This is a genomic window from Micromonospora sp. WMMD754, assembly GCF_049315235.1.
GTDB lineage: Bacteria > Actinomycetota > Actinomycetes > Mycobacteriales > Micromonosporaceae > Micromonospora > Micromonospora sediminicola.
Window position 1 is genome coordinate 2370139 of record NZ_CP186058.1, and the last position, 24419, is coordinate 2394557.

A 24419-nucleotide genomic window follows, 5' to 3' on the forward strand; every position below is an offset into this window, starting at 1 on the left:
GGAATATTTTCGAAGTATGTCCTTCACATCTGACGGCTCGCGCTGGTCCGACGTCTGGCTGGCCACCGTCGCCCGGGGCGTCTCCAGCTGCGGCGACTTCCTCGCGGCCACCGCGCTCACGCTCGCGCTCCAGTCCGCCGGGGCCGGTGGCCTGGCCGTCTCCGGGCTGCTGCTCGCCGCGACGCTGCCGCTGGTCGCACTCGCCCCGCTGACCGGCCGCCTCGCCGACCGGGTGGACAGCCGGGTCCTGTTGGTCACCGCCGGCCTGGTCCAGGCGGGGATCTGCGTGGCGCTCGCGTACGCGCGGGACCCGGTCCTGGTCATCGCGCTGGTGGCGCTGCTCGCCACCGGGCTCGCGGTCACCCAGCCGGTGCTCGCCGCGTTGGTGCCGGTGATGGTCCGACCCGCGGACCTGCCCCGGGCCGGCGCGCTCAACCAGACCGCCGGCACGCTGGGCGCGCTCGCCGGGCCCGCGCTGGCCGGGCTCCTCGTCGGTCAGTTCGGCACCCGGGTGCCGCTGCTCGTCGACGCGGGCACCTACCTCGCGCTGGTGGTGGCGGGGTTGCTCATCCGTACCCGTCGGGGTGGGCGTGGGTCGACGGCGGCCGGGGCCGCGACGGCGGTCACGCCCGCGTGGCGGCTGCGTCGCGACCCGCTGCTGATGGTGATGGTCGGCAGCGTCGCCGCGGTGGTCGGCGCGGTCGGGGCGATCAACGTGATCGAGGTCTTCTTCATCCGGGAGACGCTGGACAGCTCCACCACCGTGTACGGGCTGGTCACCGGCGCGTGGACGCTGGGCATCGTGGTCGGCGCCTGGGTGTTCGCCCGGGTTGCCCGGCGGCTCGCCGACGACGGCGCGCTGCTCGGGGCCGGGCTGGCGCTGCTCGGCGGCTGCTGCCTGGCGGTGCTCGTCTCGGCGGCGGTGCCGGTGGCGTGGCTGCTCGTGCCGGTCTGGCTGCTGGGCGGCGTGGCCAACGGTGGCAACAACGTCTTCGACCAGCTGCTGCTGGCGCGCCGGGTGCCCGAGGAGGCCCGGGGCCGGGCGTTCGCGGTCTTCGGCGCGGCGGTGCAGGGCGCCGGGATGGGCGGCTTCCTGGTCGGCGGCCTGCTCCTGGAGGTGGCCGGGCCCCGGCCGCTGGTCGCCGGCTGCGGGGTGGCCGGCCTGCTGGTGGTCGTCGCGCTGGCCGGGCCGGTCCGCCGGGCGGTACGCGCCGACCGCGCCGCCGCCCCCGTCGCCGCGCCGTCCCCGGCGGGGGTGGGCGGTTAACCGGGGCCCCCTCCTCTACCGAATGCGTTAACAGGGGGCCCCTCCTTCCCCCCCCGGTGCGGCATGAACCACTTACCGGCCGGCCCGTGGGGCGGGGCGGGGGCGGCGGGGATACGGTCGGGACATGGCCGACCGCATCGCCCGCCCCCGGGTGGGGCACATCCAGTTCCTGAACTGCCTGCCCATCTACTGGGGTCTGATGCGGTCCGGCGCGCTGCTCGACGTCGACCTGCACAAGGACTCGCCGGACCGGCTCAGCGCCGACCTGGTCGCCGGTGACCTCGACATCGGCCCGATCACGCTGGTGGAGTTCCTGAAGCACGCCGACGAGCTGCTGCTCCTGCCCGACCTGGCGGTGGGCAGCGACGGCCCGGTGCTCTCGGTCAACGTGGTGTCCACGAAGCCGCTGGGTGAGCTGGACGGCGCCCGGGTGGCGCTGGGCTCCACCTCGCGTACCGGGGTGCTGCTGGCCCAGATTCTGCTCGCCGAGCGGCACGGGGTGCGCCCGGAATACTTCCGCTGCCCGCCGGACCTGACCCAGATGCTGCTGGAGGCCGACGCCGGGGTGCTGATCGGCGACGTGGCGCTGCGCGCGCTGTACGAGGCGCCGGGCAAGGGCCTCGCGGTGACCGACCTGGGTCAGGCCTGGCACGACTGGACCGGGCTGCCGATGGTGTTCGCGGTCTGGGCGGTACGCCGGGAGTTCGCCGCCGCGCATCCCGGCCTGGTCAAGGAGGTGCACGAGGCGTTCCTGCGTTCGCGTGACCTGTGCCTGGCCGAGCTGGACCAGGTCGCCGAGGCGGCGGCCCGCTGGGAGCCGTTCGACGCGGCCACCCTGGCCACCTACTTCCGCACGCTCGACTTCTCGTTGGGCGAGCGGCAGGTGGCCGGGCTGCGCGAGTTCGCCCGCCGGGCGGCCGCGTACGGGGAGGTGCCGGCGCTGCCGGCGGACGGCCCGGAGTTCTTCCAGGGCTGAGTGCCCGGGGCGCGGGTCAGGTCGCCGGGCGCAGCAGCGCCTCGGTGATCTGCTCGCAGGCCTTCATGCCGTAGTCCCACCCGCCGACGCTGAACGGGCTCTTGACCATCACGCCCATGGTCCAGGTGTCACCGATCGCCAGGCAGTTGACGTGGTATTCCTTTTCCTTCTGCCGGTCGATCCACCCGTTCTTGATGGCGATCTTCTTCTGCTCGCCGGCGGGGAACGCCTTGCGGATGCCGAAGTCGCCGGCGCCGCGGACCAGCCGCATCTCGTTGAGCAGCCACTTCGTCCACTTCGGCCCGGCCGCCCGGCCGTCGTCGATGCAGAGTCCGAGCCGCGCGGTGTCGCGCGGGGAGAGCAGCGTCCGGCTCCAGCCGCCGTCGGCGGCCACCTTGCTGTCGGTCAGCTTGCACATCGAGATGAGCCGCTTGATCGACGCCGCGCTGCCCACGCTCTCGTAGAACTCCTGGGCCCGGGTGTTGTCGCTGTCCCGGATGATCTTCGTGGCGTCGGCCAGCTTGGCGTCGCTCGGGGTCTTGCCCGCCTCGGCGCTGCGGCGCAGGTAGTCGGCGACCACCCACGCCTTGATCAGCGACGCGGTGGTGCTCGTCTCGCCCATGTTCGTCGAGCCGATGATCTTCCCGGTCCGCTTGTCCAGGACGGACCAGGCGTACCAGCCCTTGAGGTCGAGGTCGTCGAGGTCCTGGGCCGCGAACGGCAGGGGTTCCAGGGACGGCGACGGGGCGGGTCGGGGTCGGGCGTTGCGGTCGGTGGGCTGGGTGGTGGACCGGTCGCCGGCCACGTCGGGGTGTGCGGTGGAGGTCGTCCGTAACGGCGAGCCGGGCACCAGCCGCAGCGAGAGGACCAGCAGGCCGACCAGGGCCAGGGCCACGGCGCTGAACGCCAGCGGCCGGCGGTGGCTGCCGGGCCGGCGGCGGGCGCCGGCCATCAGAGCTTCCCGACGGGTTGCTGCGGCACCTTGAGCGCCGCGCCGGGCTGCGGGGTGACGAGCTGCGTGGCGACGCTCGCGCACACCTTGGCGCCGTAGTCGAGGCCGTTCTTCTGCGGGTAGCGCATCATCACGGACAGGGTCCAGTCGTCGGTGATGGCCAGGCAGTTCACGTGCCACTGCACATCGGCCCAGAGCATGGTGAAGCCGTTCTTGATGCTGACCGGCCCCTGCGCCTTCACCGAGGCGGGCAGGCCGTCGATGATGCCCCAACGCCCACCCTGCACGGTGACACTCTTCTGGTCCTTGACGCCGCCCCGGACCTTCGTCATCTCGCTGAGCACGAAGTCGGTCCACTTCGGGCCGGCGGCGCGGCCGTCCCCGATGCACGTGCCCATCCGCACCGCGTCACGCGGCGACATCTGGGTGTACGCCCACTTCGCCGACGTGGATTCGAGCTTCGTGTCGGTCAGCTTGCAGACCTTGATCATCCGTTCGAGCACCGGCCGGCGCTTGCCGGCGTTGTAGAGCGACTCGGCCGCGTTGTCGTTGCTGTCCCGGATGGCGGTGACGACCTGCTGCCGCCGCTGGGCGCTCAGCGGCTTGTCGCCGAGCTGGCGCAGATAGTCGGAGACGATCCACGCCTTGATCATCGACTCGGTCGAGTTCGTGGACGTCATGTTCTTCGCGCCGGTGATCCGGCCCGTCTTGCGGTCCATCAGGGCCCAGGAGAAGAACTCGCCCTTGAAGTTCACCGAGACCGGGGCGTCGGCCAGCGTCGGGGCCGGCGGCGCGGTCGGGCTCGGCGCTGGCACCTGCTGGCCGCCGCCGATGCCGCCGAGGCCGCTTCCGCCGTCGCCGCCGGAGAGCTTCGCGTACGCGGCGGGGACCAGCATGACGCCGCCGATGAGGACCGCCACGATGGCGAGCACCATGGTCACGCGAGGTCGCATGAGTGGGTGAGCTCCAGATGTCTGGCCGGGGGGACCGGCGCTTCCGCATGTCTTCGGCCCCGTCGCCACAAGGCCGGGGGACGGTGGCCTGAGCTGTGGCGATCAACGGCAGCCGATCGGTGTGCCGGGGGAAGTCTACTTCCGGACCGGCCGTACGCCAGACTCCGACGCCCGCCGACTCGCCGGGTGGGCGGGACATTGAACCGCTATGCCGCACTTGGGGGGTTTCATCTTTGGCAAGTGGTCGACGTCACAGACGTTTTCCCAGGTCAGCCGCGACCACGGCGGGCGTCCGCCCGGTCACCGAAGGTGGCCGGGGAATCCTGTTACACCCTCTGGTGTCACGCGTCGCGAGCTGTAACACTGGCCTCATGTATGGCAACGACTTCGCCCCGCCCGAGGACGGTCCGGGCGGCGGCCTGCTCGGCGAGGTGGAGGCCGCGGAGGCGGCGCTGCGCGAGGCGGCGGCGCGCGCCCGGCGCGGCGGCCCGGCACCGGACGAGGACGTCGAGGCGTACTTCACCGACGTCATCGGCGCGGACCAGAAGATCGAGCCCCGGGACTGGATGCCGGAGGCGTACCGCAAGACGCTGATCCGGCAGATCGCCCAGCACGCGCACTCCGAGATCATCGGAATGCAGCCGGAGGGCAACTGGATCAGCCGGGCGCCGTCCCTCAAGCGCAAGGCCATCCTGCTGGCCAAGGTGCAGGACGAGGCCGGCCACGGCCTCTACCTCTACGCCGCCGCCGAGACGCTCGGCATCAGCCGGGACGAGCTGGTGGACCTGCTGCTCGACGGCCGGCAGAAGTACAGCTCGATCTTCAACTACCCGACCCTCACCTGGGCCGACGTCGGGGCCATCGGTTGGCTGGTGGACGGCGCGGCGATCGTCAACCAGGTGCCGCTGTGCCGCTGCTCCTACGGCCCGTACGCCCGGGCCATGATCCGGGTCTGCAAGGAGGAGTCGTTCCACCAGCGGCAGGGCTACGAGATCCTGCACACGCTGGCGCACGGCACCCCGGCCCAGAAGGCGATGGCCCAGGACGCGCTGGACCGCTGGTGGTACCCCTCCCTGGCCATGTTCGGCCCGCCCGACGGGGACTCGACGCACAGCGCGCAGTCCATGGCCTGGAAGATCAAGCGCTTCTCCAACGACGATCTGCGCCAGCGCTTCGTCGACATGTGCGTCGGCCAGGCGGAGGTGCTCGGCCTGACCATTCCGGACCCGGACCTGCGCTGGAACGACGAGCGGCAGGCGTACGACTACACCCAGCCCGACTACGCCGAGCTGATGCGGGTCATCAAGGGTGACGGGCCGTGCAACCGGGAGCGGATGACGCACCGGCGGCGGGCCCACACCGACGGCGCCTGGGTACGGGAGGCCGCCGCGGCGTACGCCGCGAAGCAGGCCCGGACGAAGGAGAAGGTCGCCGCATGAGCAAGGAATCCTCGCCTCTGTGGGAGGTCTTCGTGCGGGCCCGGCGGGGCCTCTCGCACACCCATGTCGGCAGCCTGCACGCGCCCGACGCGGAGCTGGCCCTGCGCAACGCCCGCGACCTCTACACCCGTCGCCAGGAGGGCGTCTCCATCTGGGTGGTGCCGGCGAGCGCGATCACCGCGTCCAGCCCGGACGAGAAGGACGCGTTCTTCGACCCGGCGGCCGACAAGGTCTACCGCCACCCGACGTTCTACGAGGTGCCGGACGGGGTGGCACACCTGTGAGCAGCGTCTTCGGCTTCACGCTCGGCCTCGGTGACGACGCGCTGGTCGCGGCGCAGCGGCTCGGCGAGTGGACCTCCCGCGCGCCGGAGATGGAGGAGGACATCGCGCTGGCCAACATCGCCCTCGACCAGCTCGGCGCGGCCCGGCTGCTGCTCACGTACGCGGGCGAGCTGGAGGGCGCCGGCCGGGACGAGGACGACCTGGCCTACCTGCGCGACGACCGGGAGTTCCGCAACTGCCTGCTGGTCGAGCTGCCCAACGGCGACTTCGGCGTGACCATGGCGAAGCTGTTCTTCCTCGCGGCCTGGCAGCTCCCGCTCTACACCGCGCTGTCCGGTTGCGGGGACGACCGGCTGGCCGCCGTCGGCGCCAAGGCGCGCAAGGAGTCGGCGTACCACCTGGACCACGCCTCGCTCTGGGTGAAGCGCCTCGGCGACGGCACCGACGAGTCGCACCGTCGCATGCAGGACGCGGTGGACGAGGTCTGGCCGTACGTGCACGAGCTGTTCGTCCCGGACCCGGCGGCGCCGGTCGACCCGACCACCCTGCGGGCCGACTTCGACGCCACCGTGGCCGCCGTGCTGGACGAGGCCACGCTGACCCGCCCGGAGACGAGCTGGACGCCGGGTGGCGGCCGGGACGGCGTGCACACCGAACACCTCTCCTACCTGCTGGCCGAGATGCAGGTGCTGCACCGCGCCCACCCCGGAGCGCGCTGGTGAGCGATGTCAGGGCGGCCGTGGCGGCGGTGGTGGATCCGGAGATCCGGGTCATCACCATCGACGAGCTGGGCATCCTGCGCGCGGTCGAGGAGGAGCCCGGCACCGGCCGGGTCCTGGTCACCATCACCCCCACCTACACCGGCTGCCCGGCCATGGACGTGATCCGCGCGGACATCCGCCGCGCCCTCGCCGCGGCCGGGCATCCGGACGCCGAGGTCCGCACGGTCTACAGCCCGGCCTGGAGCACCGACTGGATCTCCGACACCGGCCGGGCCAAGCTCGCCGCCGCCGGCATCGCGCCGCCCGCCCCGCGCGGCGACGACACCGTGGTGCCGCTGACCCTGGCGGTCCGCTGCCCCCGGTGCGGATCGCCGGACACCACGCAGGTCAGCCGGTTCGGCTCCACCGCGTGCAAGGCGTTGTGGCGCTGCCGTTCCTGCTCCGAACCCTTCGACCACCTGAAGGCGCTGTGACTGTCACCATCACCCGGCCGGTCCGCCGCCGGCCGGTCTTCCACCCGTTGCCCGTCGCCGCCGTCGACCGGCTCACCGACGACTCGGTGTCGATCACGTTCGCGGTGCCCGAGGAGCTGCGGGAGACGTTCGCGTTCTCCGCCGGGCAGCACCTCACGGTCCGGCGTCCGGCGAGCGCCGCCGACCCGGAGGCCGGGGAGGCGCGACGGTCGTACTCGATCTGCTCCACGCCGGACGAGCTGGCCCGGCACGGCCGGTTGCGGATCGGGGTGCGCGAGGTCCCGGGCGGGGCCTTCTCCGCGTACGCCTGCGGCGCGCTGCGCGGCGGCGACACCGTCGATGTGCTGCCCCCGCTGGGGCACTTCACCTCCGCGTTCGCGCCGGACCGGGTCCGCCGGTACGGCGCGGTGGTGGCCGGCTCCGGCATCACCCCGGTGCTCGGCCTGGCCGCGACCGCGCTGGCCGTCGAGCCGGGGAGCACCGTCACCCTGGTGTACGGCAACCGCACGGCGAACACGGTGATGTTCGCCGAGGAGCTGGCCGACCTGAAGGACCGCTACCCGACCCGACTGCACCTGGTGCACGTGCTGTCCCGGGAGATGGGGGAGTCGGCGCTGCTGTCCGGGCGGATCGACGCCGACCGGCTGACCCGGCTGCTGGACACCGTCGTGCCCGGCGACGAGATCGAGGAGTGGTTCCTCTGCGGCCCGTACGGGATGGTGGTGGACGCCAAGGCGGTGCTGGCCGGTCGCGGGGTGCCCGACTCGGCGGTGCACACCGAGCTGTTCCACGTGGATGCCCCGCCGGAGCCGGTCCGCCGGGAGACCGACCGGCCCGGCGCCGGCGCCGAGGTGACGATCCTGCTGGACGGCCGCTCGTCGAGCTTCACCATGGGTCGGGACGAGCGGGTGCTGGACGCGGCGCTGCGGGTGCGTGGTGAGCTGCCCTACGCCTGCAAGGGCGGGGTCTGCTCGACCTGCCGGGCCAAGGTGACCGAGGGTGAGGTGACCATGGCGCGCAACTACGCCCTGGAGCCGGACGAGGTCGCCGCCGGCTACGTCCTGACCTGCCAGTCCAGCCCGGTCACCGACAAGTTGACCGTCGACTACGACGCCTAGCGGCAACACCACAAGGTGCCGTGGCGCCGCGACCCCCGAACCCGACGCGGCGCGCCACGTCCATTTCTTGTCCGAACGGTTCGGACAGCGGTAACCTTCAACTGCCAGGGGCACTAGCCCCGTGGAAGTGGACCCGGCAGCCTTCCGGACGGTGGGTGGGCCGGGTCTCGCGCTGTCTGCGCCTCGTCAGACCTGTCGCGACTCACTGACCATGCGACGGATGGAATTCCTCCAGCGCCCGCCTTTGGCCCAGCACCACGCCAGCGCGTCGGGGATGGCCAGCAGGCACTCCTCGTGAGCACGCAGCTGGTCGTAACGCAGCCTCCCGTCCACCCCGTACTTCCTGACCTGCTCGAAGAGCAGGCGTCGATCGGCTTGGAAGGTCGAGTCGTCGCGTTCCAGGACGAGGCGCGCAGCCCCGATCTTTGCCGCGTGCTCCACCAGAGAGACGAGGCATGCCTCGCGAGCGACCCTGGCGTTGCGATGGTGCTTCGCGTCGAAGATGACGGCGTGCGCGGAGAGCGCGAGAAGCCCGTCGACGATCTGACGGCGCCGGTCGTCCCTCTCCTTGTGGCAGTGGATACGGCGTTGGCCGGGCAGGATGAGATCACGAATCGACCGGCGCGCAGCGGTCAGATCGGCCGGGTGCATGACCACGGCGGCGACAAGAAGCCCTCGCTCCTTGGTCTCGTCGACGAAGACGTGCGCGGTCATGGGACGAGGTCGCCTTCCTGTCGCTGCTCAGACCTGGTCAGGCGTTGACGATTTCCCTGATGCGGTCGAGCTTCTGCCGGGCGGTCAGGCCGGCGGGGTTCTTGGTGCCGATGACGTCCAGCTCTGCTCGGACGTCACAGTCGTCCGGCTGTAGGACGGCATCGATCACACGCGCTCGAGGGCCGCCGTCCCGGACGTAGATCCAGACCGTCTGCGACTGCCGTGGCTCGGCGTTGAGCGCCGCGTCGAGCCGGTGGGAGGGGAAGAAGCCGAGGCCGGTCGCCCTGAGTGTGTCGGCGATCTCGGCCAGGACCCAGCGGCCGAGCTTGCGGTAGCCCAATTCGGTCCGCAACTCGCCGAGGGTCGCTTCCGTTAGTCCTCCGTCCGCTCGGCAACGGGCGGCGATGCCTTGAGCGGTTTCCGTCTCGCTCACATCCCACTCCAATGCGTCGATGGATCTCGACAAGATGATGCGAGATGCTGAACATCTTGTCAACGACCACCGAAAATTTTATATCGATCTTGGTAATATGATTGGGCAGGTGGGTTCGGCTCACACCGGAGGGCCCGGTACGGCGGCATCCACTGGTGGCGACGTAGGCTCGGGGATGTGACGGCGAACCGGGAGATCGACGACATCCTGCAACGCGGCGCGGACGGCGGGCGGATCACGCCCGAGGAGGCCCTGCTGCTCTACACCGACGCGCCCTTCCACGCGCTGGGCGAGGCGGCCGACGCGGTCCGGCGCCGCCGCTACCCGGACAACATCGTCACGTACCTGATCGACCGCAACATCAACTACACGAACGTCTGCGTGACGGCGTGCAAGTTCTGCGCGTTCTACCGGGCGCCCAAGCACTCGGAGGGCTGGACCCACCCGACCGAGGAGATCCTGCGCCGCTGCGGCGAGGCGGTCGAGCTGGGCGCCACCCAGGTCATGCTCCAGGGCGGGCACCACCCGGACTACGGCGTGGAGTACTACGAGGAGCTGTTCTCCTCGGTCAAGAAGGCCTACCCGCAGCTCGCCATCCACTCGATCGGGCCGAGCGAGATCCTGCACATGGCGAAGGTCTCCGGCGTGAGCCTGGACGAGGCGATCGCCCGGATCAAGGCCGCCGGCCTGGACTCGATCGCCGGCGCCGGCGCCGAGATGCTGCCGGACCGGCCGCGCAAGGCGATCGCGCCGCTGAAGGAGTCCGGCGCCCGCTGGCTGGAGGTCATGGAGCTGGCGCACCGGCAGGGCCTGGAGTCGACCGCGACCATGATGATGGGCACCGGCGAGACCAACGCCGAGCGGATCGAGCACCTGCGGATGATCCGCGACGTGCAGGACCGCACCGGCGGCTTCCGGGCCTTCATCCCGTGGACCTACCAGCCGGAGAACAACCACCTGAAGGGCCGCACCCAGGCGACCGCGCTGGAATACCTGCGGCTGATCGCGGTGGCCCGGCTCTTCTTCGAGACGGTGCCGCACCTGCAGGCGTCCTGGCTGACCACCGGCAAGGACGTGGGCCAGCTCGCGCTGCACATGGGCGTGGACGACCTCGGTTCGATCATGCTGGAGGAGAACGTCATCTCCTCGGCCGGTGCCCGGCACCGGTCCAACCTGCACGAGCTGATCGGCATGATCCGCTCGGCGGACCGGATCCCGGCCCAGCGCGACACCCTCTACCGCCGGCTCGCGGTGCACCACACGCCCGCCGACGACCCGAGCGACGACCGCGTGGTGTCGCACTTCTCGTCGATCGCGCTGCCCGGCGGCGGCGCCGGGAAGTCACTGCCCCTGGTCGAGGTGAACTGACGCGGCTCCACCGTTCGGCTGGACGGCCCGTCGTTTCCGGTGAAGCTTCGGCGTGGATCTCGACGGGCCCGTCGGCGGGCCGCTAACGTGCCCGCTCGGCACCGTCCATCAGGGCCGCGAGCTGCCAGGTAACAGGTCGGCGGCGACCCGGTCGAGGGCGGTACCGCGCGCCGTCGCGGCGACTACGCTGGCGGCGTCCGGCGGACCGTCGTCCTCCATCGGCCCATGAGGGCCGTTCACATAACGCACCGCGGCAAGGGCGGGATGGGTGACCATCCCGCCCTTGCTGTCGGTGGCGGTCAGTGGGAATTGCAACCGTACGGCGCTGGCGCGTCGATGCGTCGCTCCGGTACCGTCCGTTCGTTCCGTGCCTGATCGGCACGTCCCTACCCCCGGGGGAACCATGACCTTCCGATACCGCTCCACGCTGGCCCGCGCCGGCGTGGTGGCCCTGCTCTCCACCGCCGCGCCGGTCGCGTTCGGCGTGCCGGCGCAGGCGGCCGACCTGGCCGACCTCGTCCTCGCCCCGATCAGCACCGGGCTGGCCAGGGGCGTCGAGGCGGCCCAGGCCAAGCCGGTCAAGTTCACCGTCACCAACGTCGGCACCGCCACCGCCAAGGACGTCAGCGTCCGGGTCAAGGTGGACGATCTCAACCCGAAGCGGGTGGGCTACCTGCGCCCGGCCGGCTGCCGGGTGGTCTCCCCGCAGCTCTTCGACTGCCTCCTGGGCGACGTGCCGGCCGGCACCAGCGAGGACTTCGGCATCCCGCTGTTCAGCACCGGCGGCAAGGGCGACGGCGGCGTGCTGACCGTCGGCGTCTCCACCACCACCCCGCAGCCGAACACCGCCGACGACATCGTCGAGCTACCGATCCGGGTGACCAAGCCGGGTTACGACCTCACCGCCTGGGTGCAGGACATCCAGGACAACGTCGTGGTCAACGGCGCGGTGCGGGACGAGCCGGACCTGAAGCCGGTGCGTCGGGGCAGGACGGTCCCGCTGGACTGGGCGGCCTACAACCACGGCAGCCAGTCGGCCACCGGTGTGGTCTACGGCCTCACGCTGCCCGCCGGGGTCGCCTTCGTCGACCTGCCGGAGGGCTGCGTGCGCCAGGAGGTGCTGGGCAAGCAGCAGGCCGTCTGCGAGGACGCGGGCGCGGTGATCCGGCCCGGCCAGTACTACACCGCCGGGGTCACCGTGCGCGTCGGCGACGACGTGACCGAGACCGTGCTGCACGAGGGCGACTTCTTCGCCTACGGACTGGACCGCGCCGAGGGCACGCCGGACGAGGCGCCCAAGGCCGCCAGCCAGGCGCAACGACGCACCTTCGCCGAGGTCGACGAGCTGGACAACCACACCATCTTCGAGGCCTTCGTCGACCTGTCCGCCGAGCCCACGCCCGGCCCCAGCGGCACTCCGCAGCCGACGCCGACCGCCGAGCCGACCCCGAGCGGCGGCGCGACCGCGGTCCCGACCCCGACCCCGACCGCGGGTGGCGGCAGCGGCGGTGGCTCCGGTGACGGCGGCCTGCCGGTGACCGGTGTGCAGGTGGGCCTGATCGGCGGCATCGGCGCGGTCGTCCTCGCCGCCGGTGCGGCGCTGATGATGCTGTCCCGGCGCCGCAAGGTGGTCCTGGTCGCCCCGACCGAGGAGCGCACCGAGGACTGACCGGAGACGGTTGCCTGACGAGGGCGGGGTGGGCGACCACCCCGCCCTCGTCGCGTACCCGGGGGGAGCCGGGGCCGGCATGGCTGGCAGAGTGGAGGGGTGAGCCGTACCCCGCAGGGCCAGCGCGCCAGCCTGGACAAGCAGCCGCACGAGGTCGCCGCCATGTTCGACGGTGTGGCGGCCCGCTACGACCTGACCAACACCGTGCTCTCCTTCGGGCAGGACCGGTCCTGGCGGCGGGCCACCCGGGCGGCGCTCGGCCTGCGCCCCGGCGAGCGGGTGCTGGACGTGGGCGCCGGCACCGGCGTGTCGACCGAGGAACTGGCCCACTCCGGGGCGTACGCGGTCGGCGCCGACCTGTCGCTGGGCATGCTGCACGCCGGCAAGCGCACCCGCCCGGCGGTGCCGCTGCTGGCCGGGGACGCGCTGCGGCTGCCGTTCGCCGACGCCAGCTTCGACGCGGTGACCATCTCCTTCGCGCTGCGCAACGTGAGTGACACCGACGCCGCGCTGCGCGAGCTGGCCCGGGTGACCCGGCCGGGCGGGCGGCTGGTGGTCTGCGAGTTCAGCACGCCGGTGAACCCGGCGTTCCGCACGGTCTACCTGTCGTACCTGATGCGGTCGCTGCCGGCGGTGGCCCGCGCGGTGTCCAGCAACCCCGACGCCTACGTCTACCTCGCGGAGTCGATCCGGGCCTGGCCGGACCAGGCCGCGCTGGCCGCGCGGATCGGTGCGGCCGGGTGGGGCCGGGTGGCCTGGCGGAACCTGACCGGCGGCGTCGTCGCGCTGCACCGCGCCGTCCGGGACTGATCCCTCGGTCGACTCAAACCGACCATTTCGTGAATATCCGGTTCTGGTCTACTTTGTCCCGTAGGCTCGCCCCCATGACGGGATCGGACCAGGTCGCCACCGACGACGACGCCGCCGAGCTGATCGCCCAGCTCAGGGAGTTGGCCGGGGCGGATCCCGCGGACGTCCGTCAGGTCGTCGCCGAGGTGCTGGCGGCGCTGGACCGCGCGGCCGGGGGCGCGCTGCGCGACCACCTGCCCGAGGCGATCCGGCTCGACGCCGGTCTGGGGCCGGCCACGCCGGCCCGCCCGTGACCGATATCCACATCCTTACCGGCGGGTTTCCGTGAAGTTAGGCACCCCTGGTCGCATACAGGTGTAACGCCGGTCATAGACTCCAACCCGATCGGCTTGTGAAGCATTTCACGAGCATGCGGGAGGAGGCGCGGATGACCGCGGTGGAGAACGACGCCGACGTCATCGTCGTGGGCGCCGGTCCCGGAGGATCGGCCACGGCGTACCACCTGGCGCGGCACGGCGTACGCGTGCTGCTGCTGGAGAAGACGGAGTTTCCCCGGGAGAAGGTCTGCGGCGACGGGCTCACGCCCCGCGCCGTGCGGCAGCTGATCCGGATGGGCGTGGACACCTCGCCCGAGGCCGGCTGGCTGCACAACAAGGGCCTGCGGGTGATCGGCGGTGGGGTACGCCTGGAGCTGGACTGGCCCGACCTGGCCAGCTTCCCCAACTACGGCCTGGTCCGGACCCGGCTCGACTTCGACGACCTGCTCGCCCAGCGGGCCGTCGCCGCCGGCGCGAAGCTGCGCACCGGGGTGAACGTCCTGACCCCGGTGCTGGACGCGGACGACCGGGTGATCGGCGTGCAGGCCGAGGTCGGCCCGGACAAGGAGCCGGCCACCTTCCACGCGCCGCTGGTGGTCGCCGCCGACGGGGTCTCCGGCCGCTTCCCGCTCGCGCTCGGGCTGACCAAGCGGGAGGACCGGCCGATCGGTGTCGCGGTCCGCCGCTACTACCGCTCGCCCGCCAAGCACGACGACGACTACCTGGAGTCCTGGCTGGAGCTGCGGGCCAAGGGCAACGACGCGCTGCTGCCCGGCTACGGCTGGATCTTCGGCCTCGGCGACGGCCGGGTGAACGTCGGCCTGGGCGTGCTCAACTCCTCCTCCGCGTTCGGCAAGACGAACTACCGGCGACTGCTCACCGACTGGCTGGCCAACACCCCGGAGGACTGGGGGATGACCGACGAGGCCAACGCGGAGGGCCCGATCCTCGGCGCCGCGCTGCCGATGGGCTTCAACCGGGTCCCGCACTACACCCGCGGCGTGCTGCTCGTCGGCGACTCCGGCGGCATGGTCAACCCGTTCAACGGTGAGGGCATCGCGTACGCGATGGAGTCCGGCGAGCTGGCCGCGGAGGTCGCGGTGCAGGCGCTCGCCCGCCCGGCCGGCGCGGAGCGGGAGCGGGCGCTGATGGCCTACCCGCAGGAGCTGAAGGCCCGCTTCGGCGGCTACTACCGGCTCGGCGGCATCTTCGTGAAGCTGATCGGCCGGCCCGAGGTGATGCGTCTCGCCACCAAGCACGGCATGCCGCACCCGATGCTGATGCGCTTCGTGCTCAAGCTGCTGGCGAACCTGACCGACCCGCGCGGCGGGGACGCGATGGACCGGGTCATCAACGCGATGACGAAGGCGGCCCCGGCCGTGTAGGAGACCACCGGCCCGGGGGCGTGCCCACGGGACGGACGGAGATCGACCCCCGCCGACCGAGGTCGTGAGGGACGTGAATAGTGTGATTTCGGCCAACCACCGAGGTCAGGGAAGGACGAGCAGGGGACAACGATGACGCTCTCTCCTTACGCACCCATCATCGGGCTGTTCGCCCTCGCCGCGGGGTTCGCGCTGTTCTCCGTGGCCGCCGCCCGATTCGCCGGCCCCCGGCGTCTGAACAAGGCCAAGCTCGAGGCGTACGAGTGTGGCATCGAGCCGAGCCCGCAGCCGGTCGGCGGCGGCCGGTTCCCGATCAAGTTCTACCTGACGGCGATGCTCTTCATCGTCTTCGACATCGAGATCATCTTCCTCTACCCCTGGGCGGTCTCCTTCGACGCCCTGCCGATCTTCGGCTTCGTGGAGATGGTCCTGTTCATCGTCGCGGTCTTCGTCGCCTACGCCTACGTCTGGCGGCGCGGCGGCCTGGACTGGGACTGAGGAGGTAGCAGATGGGCATCGAGGAGAAGCTTCCCTCCGGCGTCCTGCTCACCAGCGTCGAGAAGCTGGTCAACTGGTCGCGGAAGTCGTCCGTCTGGGGCGCCACGTTCGGCCTCGCCTGCTGTGCCATCGAGATGATGGCGGCCGGCGGCCCGCACTACGACATGGGCCGCTGGGGCATGGAGGTCTTCCGCGCCTCGCCCCGGCAGGCCGACCTGATGATCGTCGCCGGCCGGGTCAGCCAGAAGATGGCCCCGGTGCTGCGGCAGATCTACGACCAGATGGCCGAGCCCCGCTGGGTCATCTCGATGGGCGTCTGCGCCAGCAGCGGCGGCATGTTCAACAACTACGCGATCGTGCAGGGCGTCGACCACGTGGTGCCGGTCGACATGTACCTGCCCGGCTGCCCGCCCCGGCCGGAGATGCTCATCGACGCGGTGCTCAAGCTCCGCGAGAAGATCATGTACGAGCCGCTGGGCCCGAACGGTCGCAAGATGCTGGAGGCCCGCAAGGAGCGCGGTGACGTCCCCGTCGTGCCGTACGGCTCGATGCCGTCGTCGTACCGCAACGACAAGGCCCGGCGCGCCGAGTGGACGAAGGCGGTCCGCGAGGGGCGCGAGGAGCAGTTGCGGATCGAGAACTGGATGAAGGCGCAGAACCACCTCCAGACGCAGGGGGGCCCGAAATGACCTCGCCGAACGACCGGAACAACGACGGCGGGGTGCCGGTACCGACCACCCCCGCCGGGGCCAGTTCCACCGCGCCGGCCGAGTACCCGCCGGCCTCCCCGGCCGGCCGGGGCATGTTCGGCAACCAGGGCACCGGCGACGTCTCCGGCTACGGCGGCCTGGTCCGCCAGCGCAAGCCCATCGAGGAGGCCGCCCGGCCGTACGGGAGCTACTTCGACGAGGTGCGGGACGCGCTGGAGGAGGCCTACCCGGCCTTCGGCGACGCGATCGAGAAGGTCGTGGTCGACCGGGGTGAGCTGACCCTGCACGTGCGGCCGGAGCGGATCGCCGAGGTCTGCCAGGTGATGCGCGACGACCTGTCGCTGCGCTTCGAGCTCTGCTCCTCGGTGTCCGGTGTGGACTACCTGGGCGCCGACGAGCGCCGGCTGCACGTGGTCTACCAGTTGACCTCGATGACCTACCGCCGGCAGGTCCGGCTGGAGGCCGCGGTCTCCGCCGAGGACCCGCACCTGCCGAGCGTCACGGCCGTCTACCCGACCGCCGACTGGCAGGAGCGGGAGGCGTACGACATGTTCGGCATCGTCTTCGACGGCCACCCCAACCTGACCCGGATCCTCATGCCGGACGACTGGGAGGGGCACCCCCAGCGCAAGGACTACCCGCTCGGCGGCGTCCCGGTGGAGTACAAGGGCGCCGAGATCCCGCCGCCGGACCGGAGGAGGTCGTACCAGTGACCACGTCGAACTACGCGACCGAGCGCGAGACCACCGAGGGCAAGGTCTTCACCGTCACCGGTGGCGACTGGGACCAGGTCGTCTCCGGCACCGACCCGATCAACGACGAGCGGATCGTCGTCAACATGGGTCCGCAGCACCCGTCCACGCACGGCGTGCTCCGGCTGATCCTGGAGCTGGAGGGCGAGACGGTCCGCGAGGCCCGCTCGGTCGTCGGCTACCTGCACACCGGCATCGAGAAGAACCTGGAGTACCGCAACTGGGTCCAGGGCTCGACGTTCGTGACCCGGATGGACTACCTCTCCCCGATCTTCAACGAGACGGCGTACGCGCTCGCGGTGGAGAAGCTGCTCGGCGTCACCGACGAGGTGACCGAGCGGGCCACCACGATCCGGGTGCTGATGATGGAGCTGAACCGGATCTCCTCGCACCTGGTCTGGCTGGCCACCACCGGCATGGAGCTGGGCGCGATCAACATGATGTTGTACGGCTTCCGCGAGCGGGAGTACATCCTCGACATCTTCGAGACCATCACCGGCCTGCGGATGAACCACGCGTACGTGCGGCCGGGCGGCGTGGCGCAGGACGTGCCGGACGACGCGATCCGCAAGATCCGCGACTTCCTGGCGCTGATGCCGAAGAAGCTCAAGGAGTACGAGAACCTGCTCTCCGGCCAGCCGATCTGGATCGAGCGCACCACGAACGTCGCGGTGCTCGACGTGACCGCCTGCCTGGCGCTCGGCGTGACCGGCCCGGTGCTGCGCTCCGCGGGCCTGGCCTGGGACCTGCGCAAGACCATGCCGTACTGCGGCTACGAGACGTACGAGTTCGACGTGCCGACCCACACCGACGGTGACGTGTGGGGTCGCTACCTGGTCCGACTGGCGGAGATCCGCGAGTCGCTGAAGCTGGTCGAGCAGGCGCTCGACCGGTTGAAGCCGGGCCCGGTGATGGTGTCCGACAAGAAGATCGCCTGGCCGGCGCAGCTCGCCATCGGCGTCGACGGCATGGGCAACTCGCTGGAGCACGTCGCGAAGATCATGGGTCAGTCGATGGAGTCGCTGATCCACCACTTCAAGCTCGTCACCGAGGGTTTCCGGGTTCCGCCGGGCCAGGTGTACGTCGGCATCGAGTCGCCCCGCGGCGAGCTGGGCGTGCACGCGGTGTCCGACGGCGGCACCCGGCCCTACCGGGTGCACTACCGGGAACCGAGCTTCATCAACCTCCAGGCCCTCCCGGCCATGGCCGAGGGTGGCCTGATCGCCGACGTGATCGCCGGCGGCGCCTCGCTGGACCCCGTGATGGGTGGTTGTGACCGATGAGCTTTTCCGAAACGACCCGCGTCCGGGCGCGGGAGATCATCGCCCGGTATCCGGCGGACCGGTCGCGTTCGGCGCTGCTGCCGCTGCTGCACCTGGTCCAGTCCGAGGAGGGTTACGTCTCCCCGGCCGGGGTCGAGTTCTGCGCCGAGGTGCTCGGGCTGAACAAGGCCCAGGTCGGCGCGGTCGCCACCTTCTACACCATGTACAAGCGCAAGCCGAGCGGTGACTACCTGGTCAGCGTCTGCACCAACACCATGTGCGACGTGCTGGGCGGCCAGGCGGTCTACGACACGCTCGCCGAGCACCTGGGCGTCGGGCACGAGGAGACCACCGCCGACGGGAAGATCACCCTGGAGCACGCCGAGTGCCTGGCGGCGTGCGACTACGGCCCGGTGATGACCGTCAACTACGACTTCTTCGACAACGTGGAGCCGCAGGGCGCGCTCGGCGTGGTGCAGGAGTTGCAGGCGGGTGGCCGGCCGATGCCGACCCGGGGCGCGCGGCTCTGCACGCTGAAGGAGATGGCGGTCCAGCTCGCCGGCTTCGCCGACGAGCGGGACGGCGCGGTGGCCGACGGCGGGCCGGGTGCGCCCACGCTGCGCGGCCTGCGCCTGGCCGAGGAGCACGGCATCGCGGTGCCGGGCTTCGACCCGAAGACGCCGATCCGCAGCAAGGCCGAGGCCGACCGGGCCGCCGCCGAGGCCAAGGCGAAGGCCGAGGCCGAGAAGCCGGCCCCCGCGCCGGAGCCGGCCAAGGCCGAGCCGGCCAAGGCCAACACCGCCGGCAACGCGGGCGCGGCCGAGCCGGCGACGCCCGCGGCGGCCAGCGGCAGCACCGCGCCGGATGTGAAGGCGCCGGACGACAAGTCGCCGCAGGTGCGTACCGCCGAGACCCGGCAGCCCGACGCGCGGACCGCGGTGGCGGACGCGCCGGGCACCAAGGTCCCGGTGGACGGCCCGGCGCCGGCGCCGCGCGACGCGCGGGCGGCGGAGGCCGCCGGCGTGGCGGCGAACCCGCCGGCCGGCGACGGCAAGCCCGCCGGCGACGCGGCCGGCGCGCAGGAGCGCAACCTCAAGGAGGCGGAGGCCGGTACGGACGCCGACGGCGCCGACCCGGCGGACGCGAGCGGAACGGGGGTCCGGAAGTGACCACTCCTCGGCCGGAGACGTTGGCCAAGCTCACGCCGGTGCTCACCAAGCGCTGGCTGTCGCCGGACGCCTGGCGGCTCGGCACCTACGAGAAGCTGGACGGCTACGCCGCCCTGCGCAAGGCGCTCAAGGCGCACCCGGACGACCTGATCCAGCTGATCAAGGACTCCGGGCTGCGCGGTCGGGGCGGCGCGGGCTTCCCGACCGGTCTCAAGTGGGGGTTCATCCCGCAGGGCGACGGCAAGCCGCACTACCTGGTGGTGAACGCCGACGAGGGCGAGCCGGGCACCTGCAAGGACCTGCCGCTGATGACGCACGACCCGCACGCGCTGGTCGAGGGCGTGATCATCGCGTCGTACGCGATCCGGGCCAACCGGGCGTACATCTACATCCGCGGCGAGGCCGTGCACGCCGCCCGGCGGCTGCGCAGCGCGGTGGCCGAGGCGTACGCCAAGGGCTACCTCGGCCGGAACATCCTCGGCTCGAAGTTCGACCTGGAGCTGGTGGTGCACTCCGGCGCCGGGGCGTACATCTGCGGCGAGGAGACCGCGCTGCTGGACTCGCTGGAGGGCTTCCGGGGCCAGCCCCGGCTGCGCCCGCCGTTCCCGGCGACCCACGGCCTGTACGCCAGCCCGACCGTGGTCAACAACGTCGGCACCATCGCCAGCGTGCCCTACATCGTGCTGGGCGGCGCGGACTGGTGGAAGACCATGGGCACGGAGAAGTCCTCCGGCCCGATGATCTACTCGCTCTCCGGCCGGATCGCCAACCCCGGCCAGTACGAGTGCTCGATGGGCATCACGTTGCGCGAGCTGATCGAGCTGGCCGGCGGGATGAAGCCCGGACACGAACTGAAGTTCTGGACCCCGGGCGGCTCGTCGACGCCGCTGCTCACCGCCGAGCACCTGGACGTGCCGCTGGACTTCGAGGGGGTGGCGGCGGCCGGCTCGATCCTGGGCACCACGGCCACGCAGATCTTCTCCGACCAGGACTGCCCGGTCTACGCGACCTACCGGTGGCTGGAGTTCTACCACCACGAGTCGTGCGGCAAGTGCACCCCGTGCCGCGAGGGCAACTACTGGATGGTCCGGGTCTACCGGCGGATCCTGTCCGGCCAGGGCACCCACGAGGACCTGGACACCCTGCTCGACACCTGCGACAACATCCTCGGCCGCTCGTTCTGCGGTCTGGGTGACGGTGCGACCAGCTCGGTGACCTCGTCGCTGAAGTACTTCAAGCAGGACTACCTCGACTACATCGAGGGACGTACCGCTCCGAAGCTCTCCGACAAGCAGCTGGTTGGAGCCCACTGATGACGGACGTAGCCAAGCAGACCGAGACCGTCACGCTGACCATCGACGGCGTCGAGGTCACCGCGCCCAAGGGAGCGCTGCTGATCCGGGTCGCCGAGCAGTTGGGCACCGAGATCCCCCGCTTCTGCGACCACCCGCTGCTGGCCCCGGCCGGTGCCTGCCGGCAGTGCCTGGTGGAGGTGGAGGGCCAGCGCAAGCCGGTCGCCTCCTGCACCCAGACCGTCGCCGACGGCATGGTCGTGCGGACCCAGCTCACCTCGCCGGTCGCCAAGAAGGCCCAGGAGGGGGTGATGGAGCTGCTGCTCCTCAACCACCCGCTGGACTGCCCGATGTGCGACAAGGGCGGCGAGTGCCCGCTGCAGAACCAGGCCATGTCCACCGGCCGCACCGACTCCCGCTTCCACGAGCACAAGCGGGAGTACCCGAAGCCGCTGCCGATCAGCACCCAGGTGCTGCTCGACCGCGAGCGCTGCGTGCTCTGCCAGCGGTGCACCCGGTTCTCCGAGGAGATCGCCGGCGACAAGTTCATCGACCTGATGGGACGCTCCTCGCACGAGGAGATCAACATCTACCGGGACGACGCGTACGGTGAGGAGGGCGACGAGGGGGATGTTCCCTTCAACTCGTACTTCTCCGGCAACACCGTGCAGATCTGCCCGGTGGGCGCGCTGACCGGCGCGCAGTACCGCTTCCGGTCCCGCCCGTTCGACCTGGTCTCCTCGCCCAGCGTCTGCGAGCACTGCTCGGCCGGGTGCGCCCAGCGCACCGACTGGCGGCGGGGCAAGGTGCTGCGCCGGCTGGCCGGCGACGACCCGGCGGTGAACGAGGAGTGGAACTGCGACAAGGGCCGCTGGGGCTTCCAGTACACCCGCGCGTTCGACCGGCTCACCACCCCGCTGGTGCGGGACGAGAAGACCGGTGAGCTGCGCGAGGCGTCCTGGAGCGAGGCGTTCGCCCGGGCCGCCGAGGGGCTGCGCGCGGCCCGCGACGGCGGCACCGGCACGGCGGTGCTGACCGGCGGCCGGCTCACCGTCGAGGACGCCTACGCGTACGCGAAGTTCGCCCGGGTGGCGCTGCACACCAACGACATCGACTTCCGGGCCCGCCCGGTCTCCCGCGAGGAGGCCGACTTCCTGGCCAGCAACGTTGCCGGGGTCACCGACGTGACCTACGCGGACGTGGAGAACGCGCCCGCGGTGGTGCTGGTCGGCCTGGAGCCGGAGGAGGAGTGCCCGATCCTCTTCCTGCGGCTGCGCAAGGCGTACCTGAAGAAGAAGCTCACCGTCTACGCGATCGCGCCGTTCGCGACCCGCGGCCTGGAGAAGCTCGGGGCGAAGCTCGCCCGGGTGGTGCCGGGCGAGGAGGCCAGCGTGCTGGCCGAGCACGCCACGGTGGCCGAGGCGCTGGGGCAGCCGGGCGCGATCCTGATCGTCGGCGAGCGGCTGGGCGCGGTGCCCGGCGGACTCTCCGCGGCGGCGGACGTGGCCCGGCGTACCGGAGCCCGCCTGGCCTGGGTGCCGCGGCGCGCGGGTGACCGCGGCGCGGTCGACGCGGGCTGCCTGCCCAACCTGCTCCCCGGCGGTCGCGTGGTGACCGAGCCGGCCGCCCGCGCGGAGCTGGGCGAGGCGTGGGACATCCCGGCCGGGGTCATCCCGAGCCAGGCCGGCCGCGACACCGACGGCATTCTGAACGCGGCGGCCGACGGCCGCCTCGGCGCCCTGGTGGTGGCCGGGGTCGACCCGGCCGACCTGGCCGACCCGCGCCTGGCCGAGACTGCCCTGGACGCGGTGCCGTTCCTGGTCAGCCTGGAACTGCGGATGAGCGCGGTGTCGCGGCGGGCGGACGTGGTCTTCCCGGTCGCCCCCGTGGTCGAGAAGGCCGGCAGCTTCCTCGACTGGGAGGGCCGGCTGCGCACCTTCGAGAAGGTGCTGGACACCGGCGCGATGACCGACGGCCGGGTGCTCGACGCGATCGCGGCGCAGCTCGACGTGCGGCTCGGCGCCGGCGACGTGCCGAGCGTGCGCCGCGAGCTGGGCGCGCTGCCCCGGACCCGGGTCGAGCGGCCGTCCGCGCCCTCGGTCGAGCCGGCCACCGTGCCGCAGCCCGGCCCGGGCCAGGCCGTGCTGGCCACCTGGCACCAGCTCGTCGACCTGGGCAGCCTCACCGACGGCGACGAGCACCTCGCCGGCACCGCCCGCCCGCCGGTGGTCCGGCTGGGCAAGGGCACCGCCGAGGCGCTCGGCGTGGCCGACGGGGACCCGGTCACGGTCGGCACCGACCGCGGCGCGGTCACCCTGCCGGCGGCGATCACCGAGATGCCGGACGGCGTCGTCTGGCTGCCGACCAACTCACCCGGCTCGACCGTACGCCGCAGCCTCGGCGCGACGTCCGGTCACGTCGTCACGGTGACCGCGGCGCCCGTCGCCGCGGACGCCGCCGCGCGCCCGGGTCCGCTCCTCAACACCGGGGGTGTATCCCAGTGAACGCCGTCATCCTCGCGGCGCAGGACCCGACGCTCGCCGACTTCGGCCGGGACCCGTGGTGGCTGGTCCTCGGGAAGATCGTCTTCGCGTTCGCCTTCGGCCTGCTGGCCACGCTGCTCGGCGTCTGGTTCGAGCGGCGGGTCGTCGGCCGGATGGCGGTGCGGCCCGGCCCCAACCAGGTCGGCCCGTTCGGCCTGCTCCAGACGCTCGCGGACGGCCTGAAGATGGCGTTCAAGGAGGACATCCTCCCGCGCGCCGCCGACAAGGTGGTCTTCTTCTTCGCCCCGACCATCTCGGTGATCTCCGCGGTCACCGCGCTGTCGGTGATCCCGTTCGGCCCGAAGGTGAGCATCTTCGGCCACTGGACGCCGCTGCAGGTCACCGACGTGTCGGTGGCGGTGCTGGTGATCCTGGCCTGCTCCTCGATGGGCGTCTACGGCATCGTGCTCGGCGGGTGGGCCTCCGGCTCGACGTACCCGCTGCTCGGCGGTCTCCGGTCCAGCGCCCAGATGATCTCCTACGAGGTCGCGATGGGGCTGAGCATCGTGGCGGTGTTCATGACCGCCGGCACGATGTCGACCAGCGGGATCGTCGCCGCGCAGGGCGACGCCACGCAACTGAGCATCGGCGGGTTCGACCTGCCCGCCCCCGGCTGGTACGCGATCCTGCTGCTGCCCAGCTTCATCATCTTCTTCATCGCCATGGTCGGCGAGACCAACCGGGCGCCGTTCGACCTGCCGGAGGCGGAGTCGGAGCTGGTCGCGGGCTTCATGACGGAGTACAGCTCGCTGAAGTTCGCGCTCTTCATGCTCTCCGAGTACGTGGCGATGGTGACCATGTCGGCGGTCACCACCACGCTGTTCCTCGGCGGCTGGCGGGCCCCCTGGCCGATCACGCTCTGGTCGGGCGCCAACGAGGGTTGGTGGCCGATGCTGTGGTTCTTCGGCAAGGTGATCCTGCTGGTCTTCGTGTTCGTCTGGCTGCGCGGCACGCTGCCCCGGCTCCGCTACGACCAGTTCATGCGGTTCGGCTGGAAGGTTCTGCTGCCGATCAACCTGGTCTGGATCCTGGTGCTCGCCGGGCTGCGCTCGATCGAGGACTGGCAGACCAACGACCGGCTGCTCGCCACCGCCATCGGCGCGGGCGTGCTGCTGCTGGCCACGCTCTTCTGGCCCAGCAAGAAGAAGCAGCCGAAGCCGTCCCCGCAGGAACAGGTGGACAGCCGGCCGTACGGCAGCTTCCCGCTGCCCCCGATGGATCTTCAGGTTCCGCCGAGCCCCCGCACCCGGCGCGTGGTCGCCGAGCGGGAGCCGGCCAACGTCGTCGCCGGCTCGGACTCCAGGGAGGTGTGA

24 protein-coding genes and 1 pseudogene are annotated in these 24419 nt (G+C 71.6%); 21 read left to right on the plus strand and 4 right to left on the minus strand.

The window, feature by feature from the left end; translation table 11 throughout:
* Positions 1–16 precede the first annotated feature (16 nt).
* Both ACN27B_RS11545 and ACN27B_RS11550 read left to right on the plus strand, forming a co-directional pair.
* A complete protein-coding gene (locus tag ACN27B_RS11545) occupies positions 17–1267 on the plus strand; it encodes an MFS transporter (RefSeq protein WP_422744884.1) in 1251 nt (416 codons plus the stop codon).
* Between the two features lie 124 nt (positions 1268–1391).
* Complete coding sequence (locus ACN27B_RS11550) at positions 1392–2243, plus strand: menaquinone biosynthetic enzyme MqnA/MqnD family protein (protein WP_099162931.1); 852 nt, start codon at positions 1392–1394, stop codon at positions 2241–2243.
* 16 nt (positions 2244–2259) lie between these two features.
* Here ACN27B_RS11550 and ACN27B_RS11555 read toward each other — a convergent pair whose 3' ends face one another.
* Entirely contained in the window at positions 2260–3195 is a 936-nt protein-coding gene (locus ACN27B_RS11555) for a hypothetical protein (RefSeq protein ID WP_091565176.1), read from the minus strand.
* The gene (locus tag ACN27B_RS11560; protein ID WP_099162929.1) at positions 3195–4148 is read right to left on the minus strand and encodes a hypothetical protein; all 954 of its coding nucleotides are present in this window, start codon (positions 4146–4148) and stop codon (positions 3195–3197) included. Before ACN27B_RS11560 ends, ACN27B_RS11555 begins: the two co-directional genes overlap by 1 nt.
* 371 nt (positions 4149–4519) lie before the next feature.
* On the opposite strand from ACN27B_RS11560, the gene paaA reads away from it, so the two are divergent.
* The 5 genes from paaA to paaE are packed head-to-tail and all read left to right on the plus strand — an operon-like array spanning position 4520 to position 8184.
* Positions 4520–5587, plus strand: a complete 1068-nt coding sequence (gene paaA, locus ACN27B_RS11565; protein ID WP_099162928.1) for a 1,2-phenylacetyl-CoA epoxidase subunit PaaA — start codon at positions 4520–4522, stop codon at positions 5585–5587.
* Positions 5584–5871, plus strand: a complete 288-nt coding sequence (paaB, locus tag ACN27B_RS11570) for a 1,2-phenylacetyl-CoA epoxidase subunit PaaB (RefSeq protein WP_088959289.1) — start codon at positions 5584–5586, stop codon at positions 5869–5871. The genes paaA and paaB overlap by 4 nt, the downstream gene beginning before the upstream one ends.
* On the plus strand, positions 5868–6593 hold the full coding sequence (paaC, locus tag ACN27B_RS11575; protein ID WP_099162927.1) for a 1,2-phenylacetyl-CoA epoxidase subunit PaaC: 726 nt from the start codon (positions 5868–5870) through the stop codon (positions 6591–6593). Before paaB ends, paaC begins: the two co-directional genes overlap by 4 nt.
* Positions 6590–7066 (plus strand): 1,2-phenylacetyl-CoA epoxidase subunit PaaD, encoded by a 477-nt coding sequence (gene paaD, locus ACN27B_RS11580; RefSeq protein ID WP_091565162.1) that lies wholly within the window; start codon positions 6590–6592, stop codon positions 7064–7066. The genes paaC and paaD overlap by 4 nt, the downstream gene beginning before the upstream one ends.
* Positions 7063–8184 (plus strand): 1,2-phenylacetyl-CoA epoxidase subunit PaaE, encoded by a 1122-nt coding sequence (gene paaE, locus ACN27B_RS11585; RefSeq protein ID WP_099162925.1) that lies wholly within the window; start codon positions 7063–7065, stop codon positions 8182–8184. Before paaD ends, paaE begins: the two co-directional genes overlap by 4 nt.
* Positions 8185–8370: 186 nt before the next feature.
* Here the strand turns inward: paaE and ACN27B_RS11590 are convergent, their stop codons facing one another.
* Together ACN27B_RS11590 and ACN27B_RS11595 are read right to left on the minus strand one after the other, a co-directional pair.
* Positions 8371–8898, minus strand: coding sequence for a hypothetical protein (locus tag ACN27B_RS11590; protein WP_422744889.1), 528 nt, complete (start codon positions 8896–8898; stop codon positions 8371–8373).
* 37 nt (positions 8899–8935) lie between these two features.
* Positions 8936–9331 carry a hypothetical protein gene (locus ACN27B_RS11595; RefSeq protein ID WP_355517011.1) on the minus strand — a complete coding sequence of 132 codons (396 nt, stop codon included), beginning with the start codon at positions 9329–9331 and terminating at the stop codon, positions 8936–8938.
* 19 nt (positions 9332–9350) lie between these two features.
* Here ACN27B_RS11595 and ACN27B_RS11600 point away from each other — a divergent pair, with 19 nt between their 5' ends.
* The 14 genes and pseudogenes from ACN27B_RS11600 (at position 9351) to nuoH (ending at position 24419) form a co-directional block, all read left to right on the plus strand.
* The gene (locus ACN27B_RS11600) at positions 9351–9512 is read left to right on the plus strand and encodes a hypothetical protein (protein WP_422744891.1); all 162 of its coding nucleotides are present in this window, start codon (positions 9351–9353) and stop codon (positions 9510–9512) included.
* Positions 9509–10699: a cyclic dehypoxanthinyl futalosine synthase gene (mqnC, locus tag ACN27B_RS11605; protein WP_091565148.1), complete on the plus strand. Its 1191-nt coding sequence runs from the start codon at positions 9509–9511 to the stop codon at positions 10697–10699. The genes ACN27B_RS11600 and mqnC overlap by 4 nt, the downstream gene beginning before the upstream one ends.
* A 403-nt stretch (positions 10700–11102) precedes the next feature.
* Positions 11103–12368, plus strand: a complete 1266-nt coding sequence (locus tag ACN27B_RS11610; RefSeq protein WP_422744893.1) for a cell wall anchor protein — start codon at positions 11103–11105, stop codon at positions 12366–12368.
* A 99-nt stretch (positions 12369–12467) separates the two neighbouring features.
* Entirely contained in the window at positions 12468–13178 is a 711-nt protein-coding gene (locus ACN27B_RS11615) for a demethylmenaquinone methyltransferase (RefSeq protein WP_091565145.1), read from the plus strand.
* A gap of 74 nt (positions 13179–13252) precedes the next feature.
* Positions 13253–13471, plus strand: a complete 219-nt coding sequence (locus ACN27B_RS11620; RefSeq protein WP_091565146.1) for a hypothetical protein — start codon at positions 13253–13255, stop codon at positions 13469–13471.
* A 134-nt stretch (positions 13472–13605) separates the two neighbouring features.
* Positions 13606–14880, plus strand: coding sequence for a geranylgeranyl reductase family protein (locus tag ACN27B_RS11625; protein WP_098746117.1), 1275 nt, complete (start codon positions 13606–13608; stop codon positions 14878–14880).
* A 132-nt stretch (positions 14881–15012) separates the two neighbouring features.
* A complete protein-coding gene (locus ACN27B_RS11630) occupies positions 15013–15378 on the plus strand; it encodes an NADH-quinone oxidoreductase subunit A (protein ID WP_073834101.1) in 366 nt (121 codons plus the stop codon).
* An 11-nt stretch (positions 15379–15389) separates the two neighbouring features.
* A complete protein-coding gene (locus tag ACN27B_RS11635; protein ID WP_091062855.1) occupies positions 15390–16067 on the plus strand; it encodes a NuoB/complex I 20 kDa subunit family protein in 678 nt (225 codons plus the stop codon).
* Complete coding sequence (locus ACN27B_RS11640) at positions 16064–16801, plus strand: NADH-quinone oxidoreductase subunit C (protein ID WP_099162920.1); 738 nt, start codon at positions 16064–16066, stop codon at positions 16799–16801. Before ACN27B_RS11635 ends, ACN27B_RS11640 begins: the two co-directional genes overlap by 4 nt.
* Positions 16798–18123 carry an NADH-quinone oxidoreductase subunit D gene (locus ACN27B_RS11645; protein WP_091583700.1) on the plus strand — a complete coding sequence of 442 codons (1326 nt, stop codon included), beginning with the start codon at positions 16798–16800 and terminating at the stop codon, positions 18121–18123. The genes ACN27B_RS11640 and ACN27B_RS11645 overlap by 4 nt, the downstream gene beginning before the upstream one ends.
* Positions 18120–18965: pseudogene (gene nuoE / locus ACN27B_RS11650) on the plus strand (NADH-quinone oxidoreductase subunit NuoE); the annotation flags it as partial. The gene ACN27B_RS11645 and the pseudogene nuoE, both read left to right, overlap by 4 nt.
* 302 nt (positions 18966–19267) lie before the next feature.
* Positions 19268–20584, plus strand: coding sequence for an NADH-quinone oxidoreductase subunit NuoF (gene nuoF / locus ACN27B_RS11655; protein ID WP_099162918.1), 1317 nt, complete (start codon positions 19268–19270; stop codon positions 20582–20584).
* Complete coding sequence (locus tag ACN27B_RS11660; protein ID WP_099162917.1) at positions 20584–23067, plus strand: NADH-quinone oxidoreductase subunit G; 2484 nt, start codon at positions 20584–20586, stop codon at positions 23065–23067. Before nuoF ends, ACN27B_RS11660 begins: the two co-directional genes overlap by 1 nt.
* Positions 23064–24419: an NADH-quinone oxidoreductase subunit NuoH gene (nuoH, locus tag ACN27B_RS11665; RefSeq protein WP_099162916.1), complete on the plus strand. Its 1356-nt coding sequence runs from the start codon at positions 23064–23066 to the stop codon at positions 24417–24419. The genes ACN27B_RS11660 and nuoH overlap by 4 nt, the downstream gene beginning before the upstream one ends.

Excerpts from the sequence above, each read along its gene's own strand:
- ACN27B_RS11550 (WP_099162931.1), top strand. The coding sequence starts at position 1,392 with ATGGCCGACCGCATCGCCCGCCCCCGGGTGGGGCACATCCAGTTCCTG.
- ACN27B_RS11660 (WP_099162917.1), top strand. The coding sequence starts at position 20,584 with ATGACGGACGTAGCCAAGCAGACCGAGACCGTCACGCTGACCATCGAC.
- ACN27B_RS11640 (WP_099162920.1), top strand. The coding sequence starts at position 16,064 with ATGACCTCGCCGAACGACCGGAACAACGACGGCGGGGTGCCGGTACCG.
- paaA (WP_099162928.1), top strand. The coding sequence starts at position 4,520 with ATGTATGGCAACGACTTCGCCCCGCCCGAGGACGGTCCGGGCGGCGGC.
- ACN27B_RS11600 (WP_422744891.1), top strand. The coding sequence starts at position 9,351 with ATGGATCTCGACAAGATGATGCGAGATGCTGAACATCTTGTCAACGAC.
- ACN27B_RS11635 (WP_091062855.1), top strand. The coding sequence starts at position 15,390 with ATGGGCATCGAGGAGAAGCTTCCCTCCGGCGTCCTGCTCACCAGCGTC.
- ACN27B_RS11545 (WP_422744884.1), top strand. The coding sequence starts at position 17 with ATGTCCTTCACATCTGACGGCTCGCGCTGGTCCGACGTCTGGCTGGCC.
- ACN27B_RS11560 (WP_099162929.1), bottom strand. The coding sequence starts at position 4,148 with ATGCGACCTCGCGTGACCATGGTGCTCGCCATCGTGGCGGTCCTCATC.
- ACN27B_RS11625 (WP_098746117.1), top strand. The coding sequence starts at position 13,606 with ATGACCGCGGTGGAGAACGACGCCGACGTCATCGTCGTGGGCGCCGGT.
- ACN27B_RS11610 (WP_422744893.1), top strand. The coding sequence starts at position 11,103 with ATGACCTTCCGATACCGCTCCACGCTGGCCCGCGCCGGCGTGGTGGCC.
- paaB (WP_088959289.1), top strand. The coding sequence starts at position 5,584 with ATGAGCAAGGAATCCTCGCCTCTGTGGGAGGTCTTCGTGCGGGCCCGG.
- ACN27B_RS11590 (WP_422744889.1), bottom strand. The coding sequence starts at position 8,898 with ATGACCGCGCACGTCTTCGTCGACGAGACCAAGGAGCGAGGGCTTCTT.
- ACN27B_RS11620 (WP_091565146.1), top strand. The coding sequence starts at position 13,253 with ATGACGGGATCGGACCAGGTCGCCACCGACGACGACGCCGCCGAGCTG.
- ACN27B_RS11555 (WP_091565176.1), bottom strand. The coding sequence starts at position 3,195 with ATGGCCGGCGCCCGCCGCCGGCCCGGCAGCCACCGCCGGCCGCTGGCG.
- ACN27B_RS11630 (WP_073834101.1), top strand. The coding sequence starts at position 15,013 with ATGACGCTCTCTCCTTACGCACCCATCATCGGGCTGTTCGCCCTCGCC.